Annotated in this window: 17 protein-coding genes; 14 read left to right on the forward strand and 3 right to left on the reverse strand. The window is 42.7% G+C overall.

Translation table 11 applies throughout. The features are described from left to right. The first annotated feature begins 93 nt into the window (after positions 1 to 93). A complete protein-coding gene (uxuA, locus tag IJI01_RS02280) occupies positions 94 to 1,170 on the forward strand; it encodes a mannonate dehydratase (RefSeq protein WP_292185253.1) in 1,077 nt (358 codons plus the stop codon). Positions 1,171 to 1,198: 28 nt separating this feature from the next. Further along, entirely contained in the window at positions 1,199 to 2,815 is a 1,617-nt protein-coding gene (locus IJI01_RS02285; protein ID WP_292185256.1) for a mannitol dehydrogenase family protein, read from the forward strand. A gap of 210 nt (positions 2,816 to 3,025) precedes the next feature. On the opposite strand, the gene IJI01_RS02290 is transcribed toward IJI01_RS02285, so the two are convergent. Then, entirely contained in the window at positions 3,026 to 4,039 is a 1,014-nt protein-coding gene (locus IJI01_RS02290) for a LacI family DNA-binding transcriptional regulator (protein ID WP_292185259.1), read from the reverse strand. 257 nt (positions 4,040 to 4,296) lie between these two features. On the opposite strand from IJI01_RS02290, the gene IJI01_RS02295 reads away from it, so the two are divergent. The 7 genes from IJI01_RS02295 (at position 4,297) to IJI01_RS02325 (ending at position 14,294) form a co-directional block, all read left to right on the forward strand. After that, positions 4,297 to 5,598, forward strand: a complete 1,302-nt coding sequence (locus IJI01_RS02295) for an extracellular solute-binding protein (protein ID WP_292185262.1) — start codon at positions 4,297 to 4,299, stop codon at positions 5,596 to 5,598. Positions 5,599 to 5,696: 98 nt separating this feature from the next. Continuing rightward, positions 5,697 to 7,058 (forward strand): carbohydrate ABC transporter permease, encoded by a 1,362-nt coding sequence (locus tag IJI01_RS02300; RefSeq protein WP_292185265.1) that lies wholly within the window; start codon positions 5,697 to 5,699, stop codon positions 7,056 to 7,058. After that, the gene (locus IJI01_RS02305; RefSeq protein ID WP_292185267.1) at positions 7,058 to 8,329 is read left to right on the forward strand and encodes a sugar ABC transporter permease; all 1,272 of its coding nucleotides are present in this window, start codon (positions 7,058 to 7,060) and stop codon (positions 8,327 to 8,329) included. The genes IJI01_RS02300 and IJI01_RS02305 overlap by 1 nt, the downstream gene beginning before the upstream one ends. Positions 8,330 to 8,426: 97 nt before the next feature. Next, positions 8,427 to 10,205, forward strand: a complete 1,779-nt coding sequence (locus IJI01_RS02310; protein WP_292185270.1) for an alpha-amylase family glycosyl hydrolase — start codon at positions 8,427 to 8,429, stop codon at positions 10,203 to 10,205. A gap of 26 nt (positions 10,206 to 10,231) precedes the next feature. Next, the gene (locus tag IJI01_RS02315; protein ID WP_292185273.1) at positions 10,232 to 12,760 is read left to right on the forward strand and encodes a glycoside hydrolase family 31 protein; all 2,529 of its coding nucleotides are present in this window, start codon (positions 10,232 to 10,234) and stop codon (positions 12,758 to 12,760) included. A gap of 193 nt (positions 12,761 to 12,953) precedes the next feature. Next, positions 12,954 to 13,964, forward strand: a complete 1,011-nt coding sequence (locus IJI01_RS02320) for an aminoglycoside phosphotransferase family protein (RefSeq protein ID WP_292185276.1) — start codon at positions 12,954 to 12,956, stop codon at positions 13,962 to 13,964. A 57-nt stretch (positions 13,965 to 14,021) separates the two neighbouring features. Next, positions 14,022 to 14,294 carry an acylphosphatase gene (locus IJI01_RS02325; protein WP_292185279.1) on the forward strand — a complete coding sequence of 91 codons (273 nt, stop codon included), beginning with the start codon at positions 14,022 to 14,024 and terminating at the stop codon, positions 14,292 to 14,294. Positions 14,295 to 14,701: 407 nt separating this feature from the next. Here the strand turns inward: IJI01_RS02325 and IJI01_RS02330 are convergent, their stop codons facing one another. Next, entirely contained in the window at positions 14,702 to 16,270 is a 1,569-nt protein-coding gene (locus IJI01_RS02330) for a carbohydrate-binding domain-containing protein (protein ID WP_292185282.1), read from the reverse strand. A gap of 199 nt (positions 16,271 to 16,469) precedes the next feature. On the opposite strand from IJI01_RS02330, the gene IJI01_RS02335 reads away from it, so the two are divergent. The 3 genes from IJI01_RS02335 (at position 16,470) to IJI01_RS02345 (ending at position 19,081) form a co-directional block, all read left to right on the forward strand. Beyond that, on the forward strand, positions 16,470 to 17,642 hold the full coding sequence (locus IJI01_RS02335; protein ID WP_292185284.1) for a class I SAM-dependent methyltransferase: 1,173 nt from the start codon (positions 16,470 to 16,472) through the stop codon (positions 17,640 to 17,642). 90 nt (positions 17,643 to 17,732) lie between these two features. Further along, on the forward strand, positions 17,733 to 18,023 hold the full coding sequence (locus tag IJI01_RS02340) for a hypothetical protein (protein ID WP_292185287.1): 291 nt from the start codon (positions 17,733 to 17,735) through the stop codon (positions 18,021 to 18,023). Positions 18,024 to 18,043: 20 nt separating this feature from the next. Next, entirely contained in the window at positions 18,044 to 19,081 is a 1,038-nt protein-coding gene (locus IJI01_RS02345; protein WP_292185291.1) for an aldo/keto reductase, read from the forward strand. 59 nt (positions 19,082 to 19,140) lie between these two features. Here the strand turns inward: IJI01_RS02345 and IJI01_RS02350 are convergent, their stop codons facing one another. Then, a complete protein-coding gene (locus tag IJI01_RS02350; protein ID WP_292185295.1) occupies positions 19,141 to 20,037 on the reverse strand; it encodes an AraC family transcriptional regulator in 897 nt (298 codons plus the stop codon). Between the two features lie 90 nt (positions 20,038 to 20,127). Here IJI01_RS02350 and IJI01_RS02355 point away from each other — a divergent pair, with 90 nt between their 5' ends. Continuing rightward, on the forward strand, positions 20,128 to 21,168 hold the full coding sequence (locus tag IJI01_RS02355; RefSeq protein WP_292185298.1) for a hypothetical protein: 1,041 nt from the start codon (positions 20,128 to 20,130) through the stop codon (positions 21,166 to 21,168). Positions 21,169 to 21,543: 375 nt separating this feature from the next. Then, positions 21,544 to 22,524: an Rpn family recombination-promoting nuclease/putative transposase gene (locus tag IJI01_RS02360; RefSeq protein WP_292185302.1), complete on the forward strand. Its 981-nt coding sequence runs from the start codon at positions 21,544 to 21,546 to the stop codon at positions 22,522 to 22,524. The last annotated feature ends 202 nt before the right edge of the window (positions 22,525 to 22,726 follow it).

The raw sequence follows: 22,726 nt of genomic DNA on the forward strand, positions 1-22,726 counted from the left end.
ACTGTAATCAAAAAGCATGCGAGAATTACATTTTTGAGCAATATGGAAGATTACTGATTACAGAAAATTTAAGATAGAAGGAGATTACAAACTATGGAAATGACACTTCGCTGGTACGGCAAAGAGTACGACACAGTTAAATTATGGCAGATCAGACAGATTCCTGGCGTTAAGAGCGTTATCACAACTCTTTACAACAAGCAGGCGGGAGAGCTCTGGACACAGGATGAGATCAAGGCTCTCAAGGCTGACGTCGCAGCAGAGGATATGAAGATTGCAGGTATCGAGTCTGTTAATGTATCTGACGCAATCAAGGCAGCTACAGCTGAGCGCGATGAGCACATTCAGAACTACATCGATACACTTGAGAACCTCGGTAAAGAGGACATCCACATGGTATGCTACAACTTCATGCCTGTATTCGACTGGACCAGAACAGAGCTTGCAAGAAAAAGAGCTGACGGCTCAACAGTACTTGCTTACACACAGGAAGCAGTAGATGCTATTCAGCCTGAGAAGATGTTTGAGTCACTTGCTGGTGATACAAACGGCTCAGTTATGCCAGGCTGGGAGCCAGAGAGAATGGCTCACGTAAAAGAGCTCTTTGAACTCTACAAGGGTATCGACGAGGACAAGCTCTTTGAGAACATTGTTTATTTCCTTAAGGCAATTATGCCAGTTTGTAATAAATATGATATCAAGATGGCTATTCATCCAGATGATCCAGCATGGTCAGTATTCGGCCTTCCTAGAATCATCAACAATGAAAAGAATATCCTCAAGCTGATGAAGGCTGTTGATGATGTGCACAACGGTGTTACCTTCTGCTCAGGTTCTTACGGCACAAGCCTTGAGAACGACCTTCCACACATGATCAGAGCGCTTGAGGGCAGAATTCACTTTGCACATGTTCGTAACCTTAAGTTCATTTCTCCTACAAACTTCGAGGAGTCAGCTCATCTCTCTTCTGATGGAACCTTCGATATGTACGAGATCGTTAAGGCTCTCTACGAGACAGGCTTTGATGGACCTATCCGTCCTGACCACGGCAGAATGATCTGGGGCGAAGTAGCAATGCCAGGTTACGGTCTCTATGACAGAGCTCTTGGCGCTACATACCTCAACGGACTATGGGAAGCAGTTGAGAAGAGCCACCAGCGCGGAGTTTGATAAGTGAATAAAAGATGGGGATAAGAAAATGAAACTGAATTTTGATAGTGTAAAAAACGACAATTCCTGGAAGGAGAAGGGCTATTACATCCCTTCTTTTGACAGAGAGAAGATGGTAGCTGAAACCGTTGCTAATCCAGAGTGGGTACACTTTGGTGCTGGTAATATCTTCAGAGCATTTCAGGCTAATCTTTCACAGAGAATGCTTGAGAAAGGACTTACAACAAGAGGTCTCACTGTAGTAGAAGGCTATGACTACGAGATCATCGAGAAGATGTACAGACCTCACGATAATCTTTCTATCCTTGTAACTCTCAAGGCTGACGGTAATGTTGAGAAGACAATCGTTGAGAGTATCGCTGAGTCCTGCGTTCTGGATTCTAACAATGACAAAGAGTTTGCTCGTCTTAAGGATATCTTTTCCGCTGATTCTCTTAAGCTTGCAACCTTCACAATTACTGAGAAGGGCTACAGCCTTGTAAATGGTGCTGGTGAGACTCTTCCAGCAGTTGCTGCTGATCTTGAGAACGGACCTGAGAAGCCACAGAGCTATATTGGTAAAGTTGCAGCACTTCTCTATGCAAGATTTGTAGCAGGTGAGAAGAAGATTGCCATGGTCAGCACAGATAACTGCTCACACAATGGTGACAAGCTCTACGCTGCTATGCATGCTTTTGCCAAGGCTTGGACAGAGAATGGCAAGGCAGAGGCTGGATTCCTTGCATATGTAGAGGATGACAGCAAGGTATCATTCCCATGGTCAATGATCGACAAGATCACACCAAGACCAGATGATTCTGTTAACGAAATCCTCAAGAAGGATGGAGTTGAGGAACTTGAGCCAGTTGTAACTTCCATGAAGACATGGGTTGCTCCTTTCGTTAACGCTGAGGAGAGCGAGTACCTTGTAATCGAGGATAAGTTCCCTAATGGCAGACCTGCTCTTGAGAAGGTTGGCGTTATCTTTACTGAGAAAGAGACAGTTGATAAGGTTGAGCGCATGAAGGTGTGCACTTGCCTTAATCCACTTCACACAGCACTTGCTGTATATGGCTGCATTCTTGGCTTTACCAAGATCTCAGATGAGATGAAGGACGAGACACTTGTTAAGCTGGTAAAAGAGATCGGTTATACAGAGGGACTTCCTGTAGTAACTGATCCCGGTGTTATCAAGCCTCAGGAATTCATCGACACAGTTGTTAATGTCAGAATCCCTAACGTATTCATGCCAGATACACCACAGCGTATTGCCTGCGACACATCACAGAAATTGCCAATCAGATTTGGTGAGACAATCAAGGCTTACGCAGCATCAGATAAGCTTGATGTTCAGAATCTCAAGTTCATTCCTATGGTTCATGCCGGATGGCTTCGTTACCTCATGGGAGTAGATGATAATGGTCAGACCTTTGAGCCTAGCCCGGATCCACTTCTTGAGAAGGCTCAGGGCTTCGTACAAGACATTAAGCTTGGTGAGACAGATGAGGCCAAGGTTAAGGCGGCAGTTCTTCCACTTCTCAAGGATGCTACTATCTTTGGAGTTGATCTCGAAGAAGTTGGTCTGTCAGACAGAGTGGTTGGTTACTTCATGGAACTTCTTGCAGGAACTGGCGCTATCAGAAAGACACTGGAGAAGTATCTGTAATAGAAAATGTGTGTTGCGTAAACATCATACGATATTTCAATACTGTGCAAACATTTGAAAAGCTCTGCATCACCCGATGCAGAGCTTTTCTATAGGAGTATGTAAACTTGGAATAGAAATCAAATCAAAATATTGGATAACAATTAATCACTACACCATAATATAGTATCATGAATGTGGTCTTTCAAATCTTAAAAAACTATTAAATAATCACTCGTAGAGGTTTTTGACGGATTGGCGTTCGGCAACGCGGATGGGTTGACGTTCGTCGGCTACGAGGATGCACTTGTCGGTTATCATTTTGAAAAGGTATTCACTGGCTTTGCGAGCCTTCCACTCGAAGTCCTGGGCAACTGATGTGAGCTTGGGTGACATGAATTCACAGTCAGGAAGGTTATCAAAACCTATGACTGACATGTCGTAGGGAACGCGAAGTCCGCACTGTTTGAGACCTTCAATTACGCCAAAGGCAACGATGTCTGACATACATGCGATGGCGGTGTAGTCGCCTCCACCAAAAGCTATGTCTTGCCCAATCTGCACTGCACTGTGGTATGTGGATTCTGTGTAATAAATGTTTCCGTTTTTGAATGGGATGCCGGCTTCCCTGCAGGCATCTGTGAAGCCTTTGTAGCGCTCTCTGATAACACCCTCTGAGGCGATATCAGGAGATACAAGGGCAAGCTTGGTGTGACCCTTTCCGATGAGGTATCTGGCAGACAGATAACCTCCGCGGTAGTCTTCGATTCCAATGTTTACGATTTCTTCACCAGGAGCATAGGTATCCAGGAAAACTATAGGGATATCTATAAGGCTCTTGATCTCAGGCACCTCGTCTTTATATATACCAAGGAAAAAAGCTCCATCTACATTCCAGGAGGATAGAAGAGGAACAATCTCTCTTGGATCACCTACGCATCTGAGCATCAGGTAATAGTCATTAGCTCTGATGTAACGTTCCAGAGCTGCAATGATATGCGCATTGTATGGATTGGCAAAAAAGTCCTCATCCTTCCCAAGGTATGGGACAACCAGTCCGATGAGGCGACTCTCTTTTTTGACAAGAGATCTTGCCATAACGTTAGGCTTATAACCTGTCTCTTTTATGATGCTCTCAATCTTGGCCTTGGTCTCGTCAGAAACCTTGGACAGTTTGCCGTTTAATACATTGGAAACTGTTGCGGTACTGACGCCGGCCCTCTGTGCTATCTCTCTAATATTCACTGTGTTCACTCCTACTTGGTAAAGCGGTTAACTTAAGGATTACTATACATTTGCGCAAGTCTTAATGTCAAGTGGTTATCTGTTTACCATGTCAACTATCAAATTGTCCTAAAAAATTGTGTGCATTATATCTCTTTGAACTCCCCTATTTATCTAAAAAATGGAAAATGTTTCTGAACGGTTGACCGTATCATCCTGACCCATTATAGTCTTGGTAAACCGATTAACGTAAACATGTTCAAAGGAGGATTACAAAAATGAAATTGAAGAAAATTGGAGCCTTAGCAATGACTGCCATGCTGGGTGCATCTGTACTTACAGGCTGCGGTGGGGAGAACGCAGGATCTGCCAGTGCAGCACAGGGAACTGATTCCAAGACAACTACAACAGCTACTGATACAGCAGCAACTCAGACAGAGACTCAGAAGGTAGAGCTCAAGATCTGGGTTCCTGAAGAGGAAGTAGATATTACAGATGAGATGGTAAAGAAGTTCGACGCTGCACATGATGAATTTGATATTACTTATGAAATTGCAGTTGTTGGTATCGACGAGGCGCCACAGGCACTTGAGACAGACGCTGATACAGCAGCTGATATCTTCTATACACCATCAGGCGGAGTTGGCGATCTTGCAGGCAAGGGACTTCTTCTTCCTATCACCAAGGATTTCGATACTCTTGTAGCAGACCTTCCAGAAAGTGCTATCAATGCAGTAACAATCGATGGACTTACATATGCTGTTCCTTTCTCGCCTAATACATTCTTTATGTATTACAACACAGATCTTTTCACAGCAGATGAGGTTAAGAGCCTTGACACAATGCTTGCTAAGGATCTTGGAGATGGAATGTGGAACTTCAGTACACAGCTTACAAACTCATGGTATTCAGAGATGTTCTTCCTTGGAAATGGCTGCACACTTTTTGGAGCAGATGGAACTGATGAGAAGGATTGTACATTTAACAATGCAAACGGACTTGCATCTGGTCAGTACATGATCGACCTTGCAGCTAATCCTAAGTATCTTGAGGATGCAGACGGTGTAGGCGGAAATGCTTTCAAGGAAGGAAAGCTCGGCGCTGTAACAAGCGGAGCATGGAGCGCACCTGAGTTCAGAGAAGCTCTTGGCGACAAGGTTGCTGCAGTAGCTCTTCCAGTTGCTAACATCGGAGGAAAAGACGTACAGCTTTCAAACTTCGTTGATTTCAAGACAATCACAGTTAAGTCAAATACACAGTATCCACTCTGCGCTCAGCAGCTTGCAGTTTACATGGCTAGCCCAGAGAGCTGCCTTACAAGATACAACAAGCAGGGCGATGTTCCTGTACTTAAGTCTCTTTCAGAGAGTGCTGAGATCGCAAATGATATCGTAGCCAGCGCACTTAACGACCAGGCTGCAAACGCAACAAACCAGCCAAGTATTCCTAAGATGGGTGACTACTGGGATCCTATGAAGGCTTTTGGAACAAGCGTATACAACGGAGAGGTTTCATCAGCTAACCTTCAGAGCCAGCTCGATGCACTTGCAGATAGCATCACAAGTTCACTTACAAACTGATTTAATTTGGCAACAGGGCTTTGATTTGCATATGTTTATCGACTTAGCATATCAAAGCCCTCGTTGCCTATATACTTCTATGACTGAGGTAGGAAACAATGAAGGTAATTAACAAAAACAGGAATTTAATAACGACGTTTACTAAGGGAGATATTTTTTCGAGACTTTCTTATATTGTTATGGGATTAGCGAATATAAGAAATGGTCAGGTGATAAAGGGCTTGATTTTTCTTATGATAGAGGTTGCTTATTTCATGTTTATGCTCCTGACAGGAAGACACAACCTGCACATGATGAGGACTCTGGGAGAGAATACTCAGGGTATGGCCTACAATGAGGCGCTTGGAATTTATGAGGTGACCAAGGGAGATAACTCAATGTTGATCCTGTTGGCAGGTGTGGTAACCCTTGTTATCACAGGACTCTTCATTGCTTTATGGCTCTTTTCCATATATTCAGGTGAGAGGGCAAGGCAGACAAGAGAACTTGGGAAAAGACCTGCATCCTTCCTTGAGGATGTGAAGAGCCTTGCAAATGAGAACGTACACTTTCTCTTTTTATCAGTGCCTGTTATCGGGCTTTCTACATTTACAGTAATGCCGCTTATTTACATGATCCTTATGGCTTTTACCAACTACGATCAGGATCATCAGCCGCCGGGAAATCTCTTTACCTGGGTTGGCATCAAGAACTTTTTTACACTGTTATCAACAGGAGACAGACTCGCAAATACCTTCTGGCCTGTGCTTGGATGGACACTTATTTGGGGCTTTGCCGCAACATTTTCCTGCTACTTTGGCGGGATGATATTAGCTATGATAATCAATTCCAAGGGAATTAAATATAAAAAATTCTGGAGAACTGTTTTTGTAATCACAATGGCGATTCCTGCCTTTATTTCACTCAGAGTTGTGGCGACAATGCTGGGAGAGAGAGGAATTCTCAACGTACTTCTTCAGCAGTGGGGCTTTACTGCAAGTGCGCTGCCATTTTTGTCTAACGTGACATGGGCCAGAGTTTCAGTTATTGTTGTCAATTTCTGGATTGGTGTACCTGTCACAATGCTCATGGTATCAGGTATTCTTATGAATATTCCTGCAGAGCTTTATGAAAGTGCCAAGATTGACGGAGCAGGTCCTGTACTTGCATTTTTGAAGATAACATTCCCCTACATGTGGTTTGTTACAACACCATACCTGATTTCCAACCTTATTGGTAACTTCAATAACTTTAACGTTATTTATTTCCTTACAGCAGGCCAGCCTCTTACACTTGATTATTTCAAGGGTGCAGGCAAGACGGATCTTCTTGTTACCTGGCTGTACAAGCTGACCAAGGATAGTAACGATTATAACCTTGCAGCAACTATAGGTATTATCATCTTTGTTATTTCAGCAACCTTTACTTTGATCTCCTTCTCAAGGTCGGCTGCTATGAAGAATGAGGAGGGATTCCAATAATGGGAAACTTTCGTAAAACGGTAATAGGACTTAATCTTAAAAACCATTTGAAGGCTGTAATAGTGGCGCTGGTGGCATTTGTGGCTCTTTTCCTTCCATATATGAATCTGGAGGAGGGTAAAAGATCTGTCGTGGGCGTGGCACTTGAGCTCCTTGGAGGAAGCAGTGCTTCTAAAGCGTATGTGTTTATTTATGGCACCATAGTATTTACGTTTGTGGCGGCAGTTATGGCTGTTGTATCTGTGTTTAAGACAAATGAAAAGGTGATGAAATGCTGGCAGGTACTTCAGGCGCTTGCGACCATTTTTTCAGGACTTCTCATGTTCTCAACAAGAACTATAGCTAAGGCATCTGGACTTTCAAATAACTTCCTCAACAAGGACTTGTCTTTTGGCTACTGGATATTATTTGTGGGCTCACTTGTGACACTGGTGCTGGTTATGAGCGTTACCAAGACAAATGTGGGTTACATTGCCCTTACAGTACTGGGCGTTATATGGCTGTTCCCTATTCTGTGGATCGTTCTTACTGCCTTCAGAGCAGAACAGGGCTACTATGTAGGCTATTTCATTCCTAAGGGATTTACTTTTGATAACTTCATAAATCTTTTCACCAACAACAGCGTACTTCCGTTTGCGAGATGGTGGTGCAACACTCTCATTGTTGCGTTATGCAGCTGCGTTATCAATACGCTGATCGTGCTGATGACTTCTTATGTTCTTAGTAGAACCAGATTTGCAGGACGTAAGGCTTTTATGAACATCCTCATGATCATTGGTATGTTCCCTGGCTTCATGTCACTTATCGCTGTCTATAACATCCTTAAGGGTATCGGACTTAATCAGTCACTTCTCGCTCTTATCGTTGTTGGAGCAGCTGGTGCTGCCATGGGATATCACGTTAGTAAGGGATTTTTTGATACTATTCCCAAGGCAATTGACGAAGCGGCTATCATTGATGGCGCTTCAAGACTTCAGATCTTTTTACATGTAACACTGCCTCTTTCTAAGTCCATTATTGTGTACACAGTACTTGGAAGCTTCCTGGGAGCATGGTCAGACTACATCTTCCCAAGTATGCTCTTTGGTGACAAGCAGAGCTCCTATACTGTGGCAGTAGGTCTTTACTGGCTTACAGACTTTAAGAGAATCGATACATACTATACACAGTTTGCGGCTGGTGCTGTGATCGTTGCGCTTCCTATTGTCATTTTGTTTGTATGGCTGCAGAGATTCTATGTTGAGGGACTTTCCGGATCCGTGAAGGGATAAAGACATTAAGACAGGTATGATTTGGTTCATATAGATATGGAATTCATAGAAATATATTGATATATGAATGCTAGTGGATGGTTTTGAGGAGTTAAGCATGGATTGGTTGGATAGTTTATATAGCGATGGAACGCGTGGATTTGTAAGTAATCAGACTCCGGAGCATGGTGAGAGGGTTAGAATCTCAATGAGGGTTTTAAAAGACTCGCCGATAGAGAAGGTGTTTTTAAGACGTATAAGTAATGGAGCAGAGCAGTATATAGAGATGGAAAAAGACGACGATAGGTCTTTTGCCGGACTCTGGTATTATAGCGCAGAGACAGTTATGAACGAACCGAGGCTGTCATATTACTTTGTGATAGTGAGCGGGAATGTGATCTACTTCTATACTCAGGCAGGGATAACCACCTATGTGCCTGATGAAGCCCATAACTTTGTTCTGATGTCTGATTATGTTCAGCCAGAATGGGTAAAGGGTGCGGTATACTATCAGATCTTTCCGACCAGTTTCAAGGATCATTCTTTATATGGAGTTATAGAGAAGATTCCGTATCTGAAGGAGCTGGGAGTTACTGCAGTTTACTTAAATCCTATATTCACTGCGCCAAGTGAGCACAAGTACGACTGTGCTGATTACTTCCACGTGGACGAGAGCCTTGGTGGAGATGAGGCTCTGGTGGCACTTAGCAGGGCGCTCCATGAAAATGGACTTAAGTTGATCCTGGACATCTCCATAAATCACACTGGAATTGAACACAGCTGGGTTAAGGATAGAAGTGATTTTTATGTAAAAGATACTGATGGCTCTATTAAGGGCTGGGCTGGCTATAAGGGACTTCCTGTGCTGGATTATCGCAAGGATGAAGTCAGGGAGATTGTATATAGAGGCAAGGACTCTGTGATCAGAAAGTGGCTCCGCCCACCGTATAATGCTGATGGCTGGCGCTTTGATGTGGCTGATGTCTGGGGCAGAAATGATGATGTGCAGCTTGCGGATGAACTGTGGAAAGAGCTGTGCCAGGCAATCAGAGAAGAAAAGAAAGATGCCATGATAATAGGTGAGCACTGGGGAGACTGCACAGAGTATCTCCAGGGTGATCGGTGGAATGCGCCCATGAACTATTTTGGCTTTGGAAGGATTGCCAGACAGTTTGCGGGGCTTGGAGATCTTTTCCTTGAGAGAAATGAGATTCTAAGGGCTGTTCCATATGAGATGACTGCTCAGGATGTAGTTAACAGGACTAATGAGTATTATGCAAAACTCCCACAGACTATTGCAGACTGCAACATGAATCTTTTTGATTCACATGATGTATCAAGAGCCCACAATAATCCTGAAATAGATCAGGACAAGTGGCAAGGCATGGTGATCATGCAGTTTCTTTGGACGGGAATTCCATGTATATATTATGGCGATGAGCTTGAAATCGATGGTTATATAGAGCATGACTCAGGTTTCAGGTACAAGATGCCATGGGAGGAAGAGGAGATGCGCAAAAGGGGAGAGCATTTCCGAACCTATCAGAAGCTTAACTGGTTACGCAGTAATGAGCCTGCATTTTCCGAGGGGGGAAGAAAAGTTTTATTTGCTGATGGAAAAATAATTGTCGTAGCCAGATTTATGGGTGATAATATATATATTGGAACCGTTTCCATGGAAGATACAGACAGGGTTATCACGATTCCGGTGGGATACGTCGGGGCAGTAGAGCCGGAGAATTGTGATGCTGATATATACAGGAAAGATACTTCTGGATATGAGAGTGGTGTAGATGAATTAGGTAGCTCTTTTACCGGAAGAAAGATAGATGATGGAATGTATGAGCTGGTGGTACCTGCGAAGGCTTCGTATGTTATCAAGATGAGTTCTCCATGAAAACGGAGATGAGGAGGCAGAATTAGTTGAGTAATATAGTTAAGGGTGATAAATATCGTATCTCTGTGCTGACTGACAGGCTGATACGTCTTGAATATAGCGATGAAGGCAGGTTTGAGGACAGGCCTAGCTTTGCGTTTATCAATAGAAATGGTGCTACATGTACTGCAGGAAGTGCAGATGGCGATAGATGTCAGGCAGATACTGGACAGGACGGCACTATGGTTCGGGTTGATGACAGGGAAGACAGTCTTGTGATTGAGACAGCAGCTCTTTTGCTGACCTATGACAAAAAGGAATTCTCATCCTATGGGCTTACGATAAAGCTCAAGGAAAATGGCGTTGTCTGGAACTATGGTGACAGCTACACCGACTGGAGTAATTTGGGCGGAACAGCCAGAACTCTTGATGATGCGGATGGTCGAGTAAGGCTTGAGAAGGGCATTTTTGGCAGAGATGGCTATGCGGCTATTGACGACAGCAAAACTCCTGTTATTGAAGATGGTGAGTTTGTTAATAGGCAGGAAGGCGCAGTTGACGTTTACTTTTTTGGCTATGGAAAGGACTACTACGGAGGGCTTCGCGATTTCTGCAAGATAAGTGGCAGGATGCCCATGATTCCCAGATATGCCCTTGGTAACTGGTGGAGCAGATATTATAAGTATACAGAAGATTCTTACATGGACGTGGTGGAGCATTTTGCCAAGGAGGGGATTCCTCTTTCTGTTGCTGTTATCGATATGGACTGGCATCTGACTGAGATCGATCCTAAATATGGCTCAGGCTGGACAGGATTTACCTGGAATGAGGAGTTTTTCCCTGATTATAAGAGATTCCTTAAAAAGCTTCATGACAATAATCTTGCTGTTACCCTTAACCTTCATCCAGCTGATGGAATCAGACCTTTCGAGGCTATGTATGATGACATGGCAAAGGAGATGGGGCTGAGTGAATGTGAAAGTGGGGCAGATAAGATAGCATGTGATGGTGAAAATGGGGAAGATAAGAAAGCTGGTGAAGGTGAAAGTGGTCATGATGATGTGACAGCTAATGAAAGCAAGAAATGCCATGATTTGAAGCCTGCTATCGAATTTGATTTTGGCGACAAGCAGTTTAGAGATGCATATTTTGATGTTGTAATGCACCCTTACGAAGAAGACGGCGTGGATTTCTGGTGGATAGATTGGCAGCAGGGAACTGGCAAGAAGTGTGGTGATGTGGATCCGCTTCTTTTGCTCAATCATTATCACTACGAGGATCAGGAAAAGAGAAATCTTCGTCCTATGATCTTTTCTAGATATGCAGGTGTTGGAAGCCATAGATATCCTGTGGGCTTTTCAGGAGATTCACATGTAACCTGGAAGTCTCTTGAATTCCAGCCATATTTTACCAGTACAGCCAGCAATATTGCTTACAACAACTGGAGCCACGATATAGGCGGACACATGCTGGGAGATAAGAATCTGGATCGTCTTATCAGATGGATAGAGTACGGAGTTTTTTCTCCTATAATGAGAATCCATAGTAGCTGTAGCCCATTCTTTAACAAGGAACCATGGCTTCTGGATGAACCATACAGGAGCATTGTAGGCAAGTTCATGCGACTTCGCCATCAGCTTATTCCATATCTTTATACTGAGAATCACAGAGCCTATGCGGAGTGTAAACCTCTTGTAAGGCCGATGTACTATGACTATTCAGATTGTGCTGAGACTTATGAAGTTGGTAATGAGTACAAGTTTGGCGAGAATCTGATCGTCAGTGCTGTTACAAGTCCTGATGATGAGGAGCTTAGACTTGGGGCTACCAGAGCAGTAATCCCTGCTGGCAGATGGTATGACATTTTTAATGGACTCATTTATCAGAGTGAGAGCGGACAGGTTAAGAAGCTTTATAGAAAGCTTTTGGAGCTTCCAGTTCTTTTACCAGCTGGCGGAATTGTGCCAATGGCTTGTGGCGGGCTGGATGAGGATAATAGAATTGGTGATGACAAGGTTTCTGGTGGAAAAACTAGAAATGGAAACATCAATGATACTGGTAATCCTGCGGCACTCCATGTTCTGATTGGCGGAGGCGCTGATGGTGAGTACACAATGTACGAGGATGACGGCATCAGCATGAACTTCGAGCAGGGTGCTTTTGTAAATACCAAGTTTGAAGTTAAGTATGATGAAGCTGCCAAGAGGATGGTTATCACTGTTAATCCTGCAGAGGGTGATGTAACACTCATTCCGGCTAAGAGAAGCTTTGAGTTTGAGGTTTATGGTATTAAGGCCGAACAAGGAGTTTGTGGAGATAAATCAGTAATAGTCAAGACTTCATCTGTTAATACTGGTGAGAAATTGACTATTGAGCTTACTGGTGTTGAGCTTCTGGAAAATGACTACAAGCAGATTGTCTTCGAGATTCTGGACAGAGCTTGGATCAAGACTATCCACAAGGATATGATCTATGACAAGCTTCAAAAGCTTGATAAAGCTGAGTTTACAAATTGGATTCAGGGCGCAGATGTATCTGAGAATCTTAAGAGTGCTATTAATGAGATACTGCTGTGAAGAGGCAGAACTGGAGAATATGGAGTTACTATAATAATTTGTTATATAAGTAAGAGAAAATAGAAGTCTGGTGAGTTATAGGAGCTGGTCGCATACGCGGCTGGCTCTTTTTACGTTAGAAGATTGATTTCATGATGTTTTATATGTATGGTTAATAAAGAACATGAAGATTGCGACTGAGTGAGGCTTAAGAATGATAGATAAGAAAGTCGGAAGCATGATTATCAATTTGTTTGCTCGAGGGGATCTGGGACAGATTGCAACTCCTATAACTCCAGTGTCTGGCGGCTTTATGCATAGAATGTACCGCGTTGATACCACAAACAAATCATACGCAGTAAAACACTTGAATCCAGTAATCATGCAGCGCCAGGGGGCAAAAGACAATTACAAAAGAGCGGAAGCTCTTGAGAAAAAGCTTGAAGAAGCTGGAATACCAATAGTTCCTGCAATAACCATTGATGGTGCCAAAATGCAGGAATGCCAGGGTGAATTCTTCTACATATTTGATTGGAAAGAAGGCAAGATTACTGATTGGAACAACATAACAGCTGAGCAGTGCTGGTTTGCTGGAGAAATACAGGGAAAGATACATGCAATAGAACCAAGGAAGATAGTACGAACTGGCGAGATGTCTCTTAGCAATATCGACTTTGGAAAATATATTAGAGAAGCTGAAAACAAAAATCGTGATATCTTTTTATGCCTTAAGGAAAATGAGAATCTGCTAAACTATGCTCAGGGGCAGCTGAATAGGGCGAGACAAGCACTTCCGGATATTGAATGTATTGTTGATGAAGACATGGATCCCAAGAATGTTATGTGGGATAATGGCAAGCCTTTTGTTATTGATCTGGAGTGTCTTGATTATGGAAATCCGATTTCCAGCGCAGTACAGCTTTCTCTTCAGTGGGCGGGAATTACGACCTGCAGCCTTGATCTTGCTAAGCACAGAGCCTTTTGGGAAGGGTATCTGGCTGAGTATGACTGTGGCTTTAGTGATTATGATAAAACCTTCGGAGTTGCCTATACCTGGATAGAATGGCTTGAATACAATATCTCTCGCACTCTTGGAAACTGCCAGGATGAGGCAGAGCGACAGATGGGCATAAATGAAGTTAAGAATACTGTGGCAAGAATTGCTTATATTCGAGAAATGGAAGATGAGATTAAGCATAACATGAATTTGCTGTCATTGATGTGAGAAGATAGTTCTTTTGATAATGTATGTGAGTTCAATGCAGTAATGAGTGGAGCTATTATGGAGAAAAGATATAGACTTAGATTTTACGGTACTGTGCAGGGCGTGGGATTCAGATTCACAGCATCCCATACAGCTAATATGTATAGGCTTACCGGTTATGTGAAAAATGAATATGATGGCTCTGTTACCTGCGAGGTTCAGGGAAGGCAGGAAGATATTGAGCAGTTTATTGCAGCTATTTATCGAGGGAGATTTATTGAGGTTGATAGAATTGATAAGACTCAGCTTGAAGTTGATGATGCTGAGAGAAGTTTTGAAGTAAGGCATTAGCCGAAATCGTTGCTGTTGCTTTGTTTTCGGCTAATGATTTTTTGGGGCTTTTTGTTGGGGGTTAGCCGAAATTGAAATATTTGATTGATGCGGCTAATTCGATTTTGCCTTGGTAAGACAGTGATTTAGCCGCAGAGCCAGTATATGAGGCTCTGCGGCTAATGTGTTATGAAGGTGAATGTAAAGAGCTTTAGCCGAAATATGTGAATTTAGACATATGCGGCTAGATGTACTCAAGTAAGCACAAGATATGTGTTAGCCGAAAACAATGAAAGCATGTACATGCGGCTAAAAGACATTCACAACATGCCCAAATTCCATTAGCCGCATCATATTAAATCGCTACTATTCGGCTAAAGCCGCATACTAATCACAAAAGAATATCCACAAAAAGATCAACAAAATAATCAATTCCCAGTCTTATTACCAGGTCCACCCTGACCATTCTGGAAGTCTCCGGAAGGAGCCTGACCACTAGGCATCTCGCCAGATGGAGCCTCTCCATTAAAGCCCTCAGGTGGCTCGCCTGGGAAATCCCCAGATGGAGCTTCTCCATTGAAGCCTTCAGGTGGCTCACCAGGGAATTCTCCAGAGAATTCACCCGATGAAGCATCTCCATTACCCTGGAAACCGCCTTTTCCGCCAGGGCCACCATTACCGCCGCCGAAGCCACCGCCCATGCCACCAAAGGTCATGGACTCTGTGATATCAGTAACCTCTTCGCCATTAACGGTGATTGTACCGCCGTTGAATTCAGCATTTGTATCATAGTCAAAAGCAAACTGCGCGGTAATATCAATGTTTCCGCCATTCACAATAAGTGAACCGTTGGCATCAAGCGCATCTGTATCGCCGCTTGCCATCTCAATCGACAGATTTCCACCATTTATCTCAATTACTACATCATATGAAGTACTCTTGCTAGATGCATTTATTCCATCGTCAGTACCGTAGAGAGTGATATCACCACCATTTATCTGGATGAATGTACCTTCCAGGCACTCTGCAGCATTGATATCAATTGTTCCACCATCAATCATGAGGACAGTGGTGGCCTGAATGCCATCGCCATCTGCATCTATCGTCAAATTTCCGCCTGAGATATATACAAATCCAAGAGTCAGATCATCCGAATTCTCGCTGTGGAAGCCATCTTTTCCTGAGGTTATGGTAAAAGAGCCATCGCTGATCCTGATGGAATCCTTGGCTTCGACTGCATCCTCTGAGACGTTGATTACATAGGTTCCGCCTGTGAATTTGATGTCATCTTTTCCTGAAATACCGTTAGCTGTAGACTCGATAGTAAGCGTACCTACGCCATTTAACACGATGTCATCCTTGGAATAGATTACTGCATCAGTGTTCTCGTCTCCATCTGTGGTAAAAGAACCAGTGACCTTCAGAATATTCTCAGAATCAGTAGTTGTAACGAATACCTTGTCAGCTTCTTTTACATAGATTGCTGGAAAATCAGTATTTGTAATGCTCACACCGTCCAGAACCAGCTGAACTTTGGCTGAATCCGCTTCTACAATGATTGAAGTATCTGTTGCAGTTCCGCTGATCACATATACGCCCTCGGCCGAAATTGTGACATCCTCACCACTTGTAAGAGTGATGTATTCAGCGTTTGTCAGGTCTGCTTCCTGCTCAAGATCCCTATCTGAGAACATATCTGATGTATCCAGAAGTCCTGTAGTTGCAGTACCATTATTTGTATAGGAACTACCTGATGTAGCTCCGCCAGGACCAGCAGGAGCGCCGTCTGTGCTCATATTCTCTGCCTTGTTGTTACTTCCTGAATCCTGATTTTCTGCCTGATTAGCATCTCCTTCAGCCTCAGTCTCAATACTTGTTTCTTCTCCTGTAAGAGAATCTACTGAACATCCAGCCATTGTAAGAGTTGCTGTTAAAAGAGCTATCATTACAGCTATATTTCTTTTACCGATTATCTTTCCTAATAAATTATTCTTCATAATATTTCTCTCACTTTCATAAAACATTGAATATCATCAACCGATTTTTGGTATGACGTCATTATCAATGTCTAACCTAAATATAACTTAAAAAGAGTTTGACTAGCATGATATAATTTATGAAATTAAAGAAAAATGTGTTTGGACTAGGAATATCCAATATTTTAAGAGCAGCATCAAAAAATTGGAGCACAGATTTATGGGAAATATCAGAGAAAAAATAGACCAGATACTTGCTGAGGCTGAAGTGACAAGAGCCATTATCAGTAAGCCCTCATCCAAGTCATCTGAATATAAGAAGATTGACGTTCAGGCCAAAGGAAAAGCCTTCCAGATTTCCAAGTATACGCAGAAGCAGGTCTTTCACGAAAATGTCGAGGCCAAAGAGCTGGCAAAGCGCATAGAGGAACTGACAAATGAGCTTTCCTTCAGACAGATCAATCTTTGGACAAATGAGCATGAATATAGTTTTCTTTTGTCTAAAAAGGGAGAACTTAGCGCAAAGAGGCGTGCTCTTAAGGCTGATGAGCAGGATCATATAAGGCAGCAGTCTTCTGATCATAACAGGCAAAAGAACTACATAATCAGCGAGGGACAGCAGGTTGCGCCACTTGTTGACATGGGAGTCTTCACCAAAGATGGCAAAGTTGTAAAGTCCATGTACGACAAATTCAGGCAGATCAACAGATTCCTGGAGATTCTGGATGATGAGATTGATTCAGCCAAGCTCGATCATCTGAATGTAATTGATTTTGGTTGTGGAAAGAGCTACTTAACTTTCGTTGTTTATTATTATCTGACTGAAATCAAGGGCATCAAGGCCAACATTATCGGTCTTGACCTCAAGGCTGATGTTATCAAGAAGTGCAATCAGGCGGCTCAGAAGTATGGCTATGACAACCTTCGTTTTGAGCTGGGTGACATCAACGGCTATAAGGCGCCATTTGATGTAGACATGGTTATCACGCTCCACGCCTGCGATACAGCAACAGACTACGCGCTTTACAACGCTATAGAGTGGAATGCAAGGATGATCTTTTCTGTGCCTTGCTGTCAGCATGAGCTCAATCAGAAGATACAGACTGACGACCTGACCATACTAACTAGATATGGAATTATAAAAGAGCGTTTTGCAGCCCTTGCTACAGATGCAATCAGAGGAAATCTCCTTGAGTACGCGGGTTACAAGACACAGCTTCTTGAGTTCGTGGATTTTGCACACACACCCAAGAACATACTTATCAGAGCTGTGAAAAGACCTATCGGCCCCAAGAACAGCAGAAACAAAGCGCTGGAAGAAGTTAATAAGCTGATGGAAGAATTCCATACAGACCAGACCTTGTATAATCTTTTGGTAAAAGAGAATTCTTAAAATTATTTATAATTTAAAAATATATTTAACACAATTTTATAGTACAATAGTCAAGAAATGATTAATTCGGATAGCAGGAGGATAATCAAAATGGGAGTAAACAGTATTGATGCAGAGGACGATCAGTTCGCGTACCGCTATGACACTCAGCTTTTGATTGATCGTAGAGATAAGGACCTCGATGAGGACGAGATTTCAGATTATATCACAGAGAACTTTGAGGGCAATTCCCTTATTGCAGCTGGTGACGAGGATCTTGTTAAGATTCATTTCCATACTAATGAGCCATGGAAAGTGCTTGAGTACTGCAATACAGTAGGCGAGATCTACGACATCGTTGTAGAAGACATGATCCGTCAGGCAAACGGATTACAGGGCTAAAACAGTAATAGGAGATTTGTATGAAAAACGTAACCCTTGGCAGTACTGGCATTACAGTGCCTCAGAATGGCTTTGGCGCTCTTCCTATTCAGAGAGTGTCCTTGGACGAAGCAGTTAGAATCCTTCGCAAAGCCTATGATGGCGGAATGAGATTTTTTGACACTGCAAGAGCCTATAGCGACAGCGAAGAGAAGCTGGGCGCGGCTTTTGGAGATGGCTATGTAAAAAGAGAAGACATAATCATCACAACTAAGACAGCAGCCAAGACTCCTGAAGAGTTCTGGCAGCATCTTGAGACTTCTCTTGAGAAGCTCAAAACTACATATATTGATGTTTATCAGTTCCATCTCATGGGACAGTGCTGGAAACCTGGCGATGGCACAGGCATGTATGAGTGCATGTTAGAAGCCAAGGCTCAGGGCAAGATCAAGCACATCGGCGGAACAGCTCACAAGATCGGCGTTGCCAAGGAACTTGCTGAGTCAGGGCTCTATGAGACTGTTCAGTATCCAATGAGCTACCTTGCTACAGACCAGGAGATAGAGCTTATTCACCTGTGCAACAAGAATAATGTTGGCTTCATTGGCATGAAGGGCCTTGCTGGCGGACTTATCACTAACTCCAAGGCTGCCATGGCTTTCATCAATCAGTTCGACGGCGCAGTTCCTATCTGGGGAATCCAGAGAGAATCTGAGCTTGATGAATGGCTTGCTTTCATGGATGAGACTCCTTCTATGGATGACGAGATCAAGGCATTTATCGATAGTGAGAGAAAAGAGCTTATGGGTGATTTCTGTCGTGGCTGCGGATATTGCATGCCTTGTACAGTAGGAATCCAGATAAATCAGTGCAATCGTATGACTCTTATGCTCAGACGTGCTCCTTCTGATTCATGGCTCTCTGAGTACTGGCAGGCTGAGATGGGCAAGATCGACGAATGTATCGGCTGCGGCTTGTGCCTTTCCAAGTGCCCTTATGAGCTTAATATTCCAGCTCTTTTACGCAAGAACCTCGAGGACTACAGAGAAGTCCTTGCGGGAAATCGCAAAGTTAAATGATATGAATATAAAAGAAAGACGATATGGCGGTGGTAGTCATATCGTCTTTTTGTGTTGTGTTAGCTCTGAGATATCTCATTTCTATATATGTTCTGATATTCCTTGGGTGACATCCCGTATTCCTTTTTAAATGCCTTGAAGAAACTGGAATAATCACGAAATCCAAATCGCTCATAAGTCGTCGTAATGCTGCCACCACTGATAATGGCGTTTCGGCATTCGGACAGTCTTTTCTTAATAATGTACTGATGAAGCGAGATTCCAAGCGTGTCCTTGAATAGGTGTGCGACATAATACTTGCTGACAAAAAACTGCGCCGCTACGTCATCAAGGCTCAGTGTATCCTCGAGATTACTTTCCACATAGGACAGGATGTTCTGGAAAAGAGTCAGCTCATCATTTCCGGAGTGTTGGTGGTCTTCGTCATAGATAATGCGGTTTATGGTCAGGATCAGGTCGCAGAGGCATAGATGCCTGAAAGCGTCTGAGGCATATTTTTCACCTGAGGTTTCTTCTAACAGACGCAGGAACTTGGACTCAATCTGATGAAAAGCAGCCGGTGCCAGATGATAGATGTATTTCTTGAAGGCCTCCGCACGCTGCATAAGATACATATAATCAACGGACTCTTCCATGAGTCTGTTACAACAATCCTTGCTGATCCAAAAGACAAATCGTCTATAATATTCATCAGAGTCATGCATCAGCGCATGATGTGAAATCCCTGGGGGAACTATCATCAGATCTCCCGGCGTCATTTTATATTGCAGCACATTTCCTCCTGCCTGCCTGATCTCCATGGTCACATTTCCCTGTAAAAAGAGATAGCACTCATAGTAATCGTGGGCATGAGGCGCCAGGGTTTTGAAGTCTTTATCCGAATAATAAAACACCTCAAAATCCGAAGAAAGCATGTACTGTCTGGAATTAAAGGATGATCGAAGTTTGTTTTTCATATAAATAATTATGGATAGCTGGTGCAACTTTTGCAATATGGCAAATGTGGTATAATTGATAAGAATTTTTTTTGAAGGGAAGAGATAGGTATGATGAAATGTAAAATTGATAACCCAAAGGTCAGGAACGCGTACATGAGGAAATGGCTGGTGCTGCTTGTGGGGGTAGCGCTTATCGCATCAGCACTTGCAATTATTCTTTACAGAGGCTTTGTGAACAACAAACTCAAGGACGAGAGTATTTCTTTTGCCCAGGCATATAACGAAGGGCGCCTTGACGAGAAAATGTACGTCAATGTCGAGATCACTGACGAGCCCTATGTGTTTGCGGCCGAGGGCGAAACCATTCACTACTACTACGTGAGTGACGAGAATGGTCTTTACATCATGAAGGCCACTAACGAGAAGTACAACGATTATATCAACTCAATCAATGAGAACGGCTACGCGAGAATTGTTGGAATCATCTCCGAGATGGAGCCTGAGTTAAAAGAGATGGCGATTGAAGCCTACAACGAAGGCATTGACGAGGCAGACCAGATTACCAGGGAGCAGTTCGATAACTACTTCCAGGATGTAGTTCTTTTTGCAAATGCTCCGCTTGAAAAAGGTGGTGCAGACTATGCGCTTATCTGCTTTTTCATGATCATGGGTGGCATTTTGATTGCCCTTTTGGGAGTTGTTTCTGTAACTAATTATTCAGGTACTCTTGGCAGAATGTCAGAGGTTGAGGCGATGCAGATAGCAGCTGAACTCGACGATGAGAGAACAGTCTACATCAAGAAGTGTCGCACTTACCTCACACCAAACTATATCGTGAGCCTTGGTACAGCCCTTGTAGTTATGCCATACGCTAATATCCGCTGGGCATACAGATTCAACCAGAGCTACAACCTCATTCCATGCTACACCGACATTAAGCTCGTTGGTCTCAACTTCCAGAAAGTAAGTGCTGCTCAGATGTTTGGCTTTGTCTTCAAGAAAAAAGACGTAGTCAACCAGATTTTCTCTACAATCCAGCAGCATAATCCAACCACTGTATTTGGCTACACTCAGGAGCTCATCAATTATTTCGCTATGCTCCAGAAGCAGTACAGGCAGCAGGGCCAGCAGATGATTAAGGTGTCATAAAGATTATTTGAAGATTAGTATATGAGCTTAGCAAATGAATATCAACTAATTCCAGATTAAATCGAATCAGATAGAAATGTGATGAAGACGCAGATCAGAAATGGTTTGCGTTTTTTTCTATGGGTATAATCGGGATACGGTTAATTGTTTAAGATTTTCTTAAGATTGTACCACGTCTATTTACAGGTCAAAAGAGCTGTGATATTCTAATCAGGCTTGCTCATTCAGAGCAAACGATTCTGTTTTCGACGCGTCAAATGCGTCAAGATTTTTTTCCATGACAGAATTAAAAAATACCCAACCTAAGCTGGTAATAGCACAAAATCGCCTTGAAAGGGCAATAGCAAGAATTTATAATTAAGGGAGGACAAGTGATTGTCGAATAATACTGAACAGACATCGGAATCTAAAGTCAATATCAAGCATAAGGATAGGCTGTTTAACTTTATTTTTGGTAGTGAAGAAAATAAGAAATGGACGCTGGCGCTTTATAATGCAGTTAATGGTTCGAACCATACGGATGAATCAGAGATAAGATTTAACACGCTGGGAAATATGCTCTATGTCAGCATGAAGAATGACACTTCATTTATTTTTTCTGCGACGCTTAATCTTTATGAGCATCAGTCTACTTATAATCCCAATATGCCACTTCGAATGATGCGGTACATTGGAAATATCTACTATGGATATATTGAAGAAAATGATTATAACCTTTTTGGAAGTGAACTTATAAAACTTCCAGTACCGAAACTTGTAGTATTCTATAATGGAAAAAAGGAAATGCCAGATGAAAGTATTTTGAGACTCAGTGATTCCTTTGAAGGAGAACTTCGGGATAAAGCAGATATTGAAGTCAGAGTAAGGATGCTCAATATTAACTATGACCACAATAAGGAACTTATGTTAGCCTGCAAACCTTTAAGAGAATATGCATGGTTTGTGGATAAGATAAGGAAAAATAGTGGTATGTTGGGATCGCTTGATGAAGCAGTTGGCAGGGCATGCAATGAGATGCCAGAGGATTATGAGATAAAACCATTTCTACGTATTCACATGGCGGAGGTTGTTGATATGTTAATGGCAGAAAGTCACGAAATCAATGCACTTAATCTTGTAGGACGAGCTGAGAGAAAGAAAGGACGAGAAGAAGGAAGAGAAGAAGGCTCTCTTCGTACTCTTGTCAAGCAAGTAATCCGTAAAATGAAAAAAGAAAAGACTGTAGATGAAATGATCGAGGATCTTGAAGAAGATAGAGAAACTATCGAACGTATCTATAAAACAGCTAAGCTATTTGCACCTGAATATGATGAGGATAAGATAGTTGAAGCGTTGTTAGAGTCGGATAAGCGGTGATTGACATCAAAGATCCGGCTCAAATTGGATTAGAACAGGGAAAAGCTCTATGCTGATAGGCCAATGTCATTAAGTTAAGGGCGACGACAATAAGACTCTTATACCAGAAATGGTATAGGGGTCTTTTTTTCTGAAAAAACAGTTGACAGTAGGGCTGAAAAGTGTGGCCGCTTTCGCTACTGATTATATTTAGAGGTAGCGA

The sequence above is a fragment of the Butyrivibrio sp. genome, from assembly GCF_017433805.1.
Lineage (GTDB): Bacteria > Bacillota > Clostridia > Lachnospirales > Lachnospiraceae > Butyrivibrio.

Coding starts and splice junctions, on each gene's coding strand:
- uxuA (WP_292185253.1), top strand. CDS start 94: ATGGAAATGACACTTCGCTGGTACGGCAAAGAGTACGACACAGTTAAA.
- IJI01_RS02285 (WP_292185256.1), top strand. CDS start 1,199: ATGAAACTGAATTTTGATAGTGTAAAAAACGACAATTCCTGGAAGGAG.
- IJI01_RS02295 (WP_292185262.1), top strand. CDS start 4,297: ATGAAATTGAAGAAAATTGGAGCCTTAGCAATGACTGCCATGCTGGGT.
- IJI01_RS02300 (WP_292185265.1), top strand. CDS start 5,697: ATGAAGGTAATTAACAAAAACAGGAATTTAATAACGACGTTTACTAAG.
- IJI01_RS02305 (WP_292185267.1), top strand. CDS start 7,058: ATGGGAAACTTTCGTAAAACGGTAATAGGACTTAATCTTAAAAACCAT.
- IJI01_RS02310 (WP_292185270.1), top strand. CDS start 8,427: ATGGATTGGTTGGATAGTTTATATAGCGATGGAACGCGTGGATTTGTA.
- IJI01_RS02320 (WP_292185276.1), top strand. CDS start 12,954: ATGATAGATAAGAAAGTCGGAAGCATGATTATCAATTTGTTTGCTCGA.
- IJI01_RS02325 (WP_292185279.1), top strand. CDS start 14,022: ATGGAGAAAAGATATAGACTTAGATTTTACGGTACTGTGCAGGGCGTG.
- IJI01_RS02330 (WP_292185282.1), bottom strand. CDS start 16,270: ATGAAGAATAATTTATTAGGAAAGATAATCGGTAAAAGAAATATAGCT.
- IJI01_RS02335 (WP_292185284.1), top strand. CDS start 16,470: ATGGGAAATATCAGAGAAAAAATAGACCAGATACTTGCTGAGGCTGAA.
- IJI01_RS02340 (WP_292185287.1), top strand. CDS start 17,733: ATGGGAGTAAACAGTATTGATGCAGAGGACGATCAGTTCGCGTACCGC.
- IJI01_RS02345 (WP_292185291.1), top strand. CDS start 18,044: ATGAAAAACGTAACCCTTGGCAGTACTGGCATTACAGTGCCTCAGAAT.
- IJI01_RS02350 (WP_292185295.1), bottom strand. CDS start 20,037: ATGAAAAACAAACTTCGATCATCCTTTAATTCCAGACAGTACATGCTT.
- IJI01_RS02355 (WP_292185298.1), top strand. CDS start 20,128: ATGATGAAATGTAAAATTGATAACCCAAAGGTCAGGAACGCGTACATG.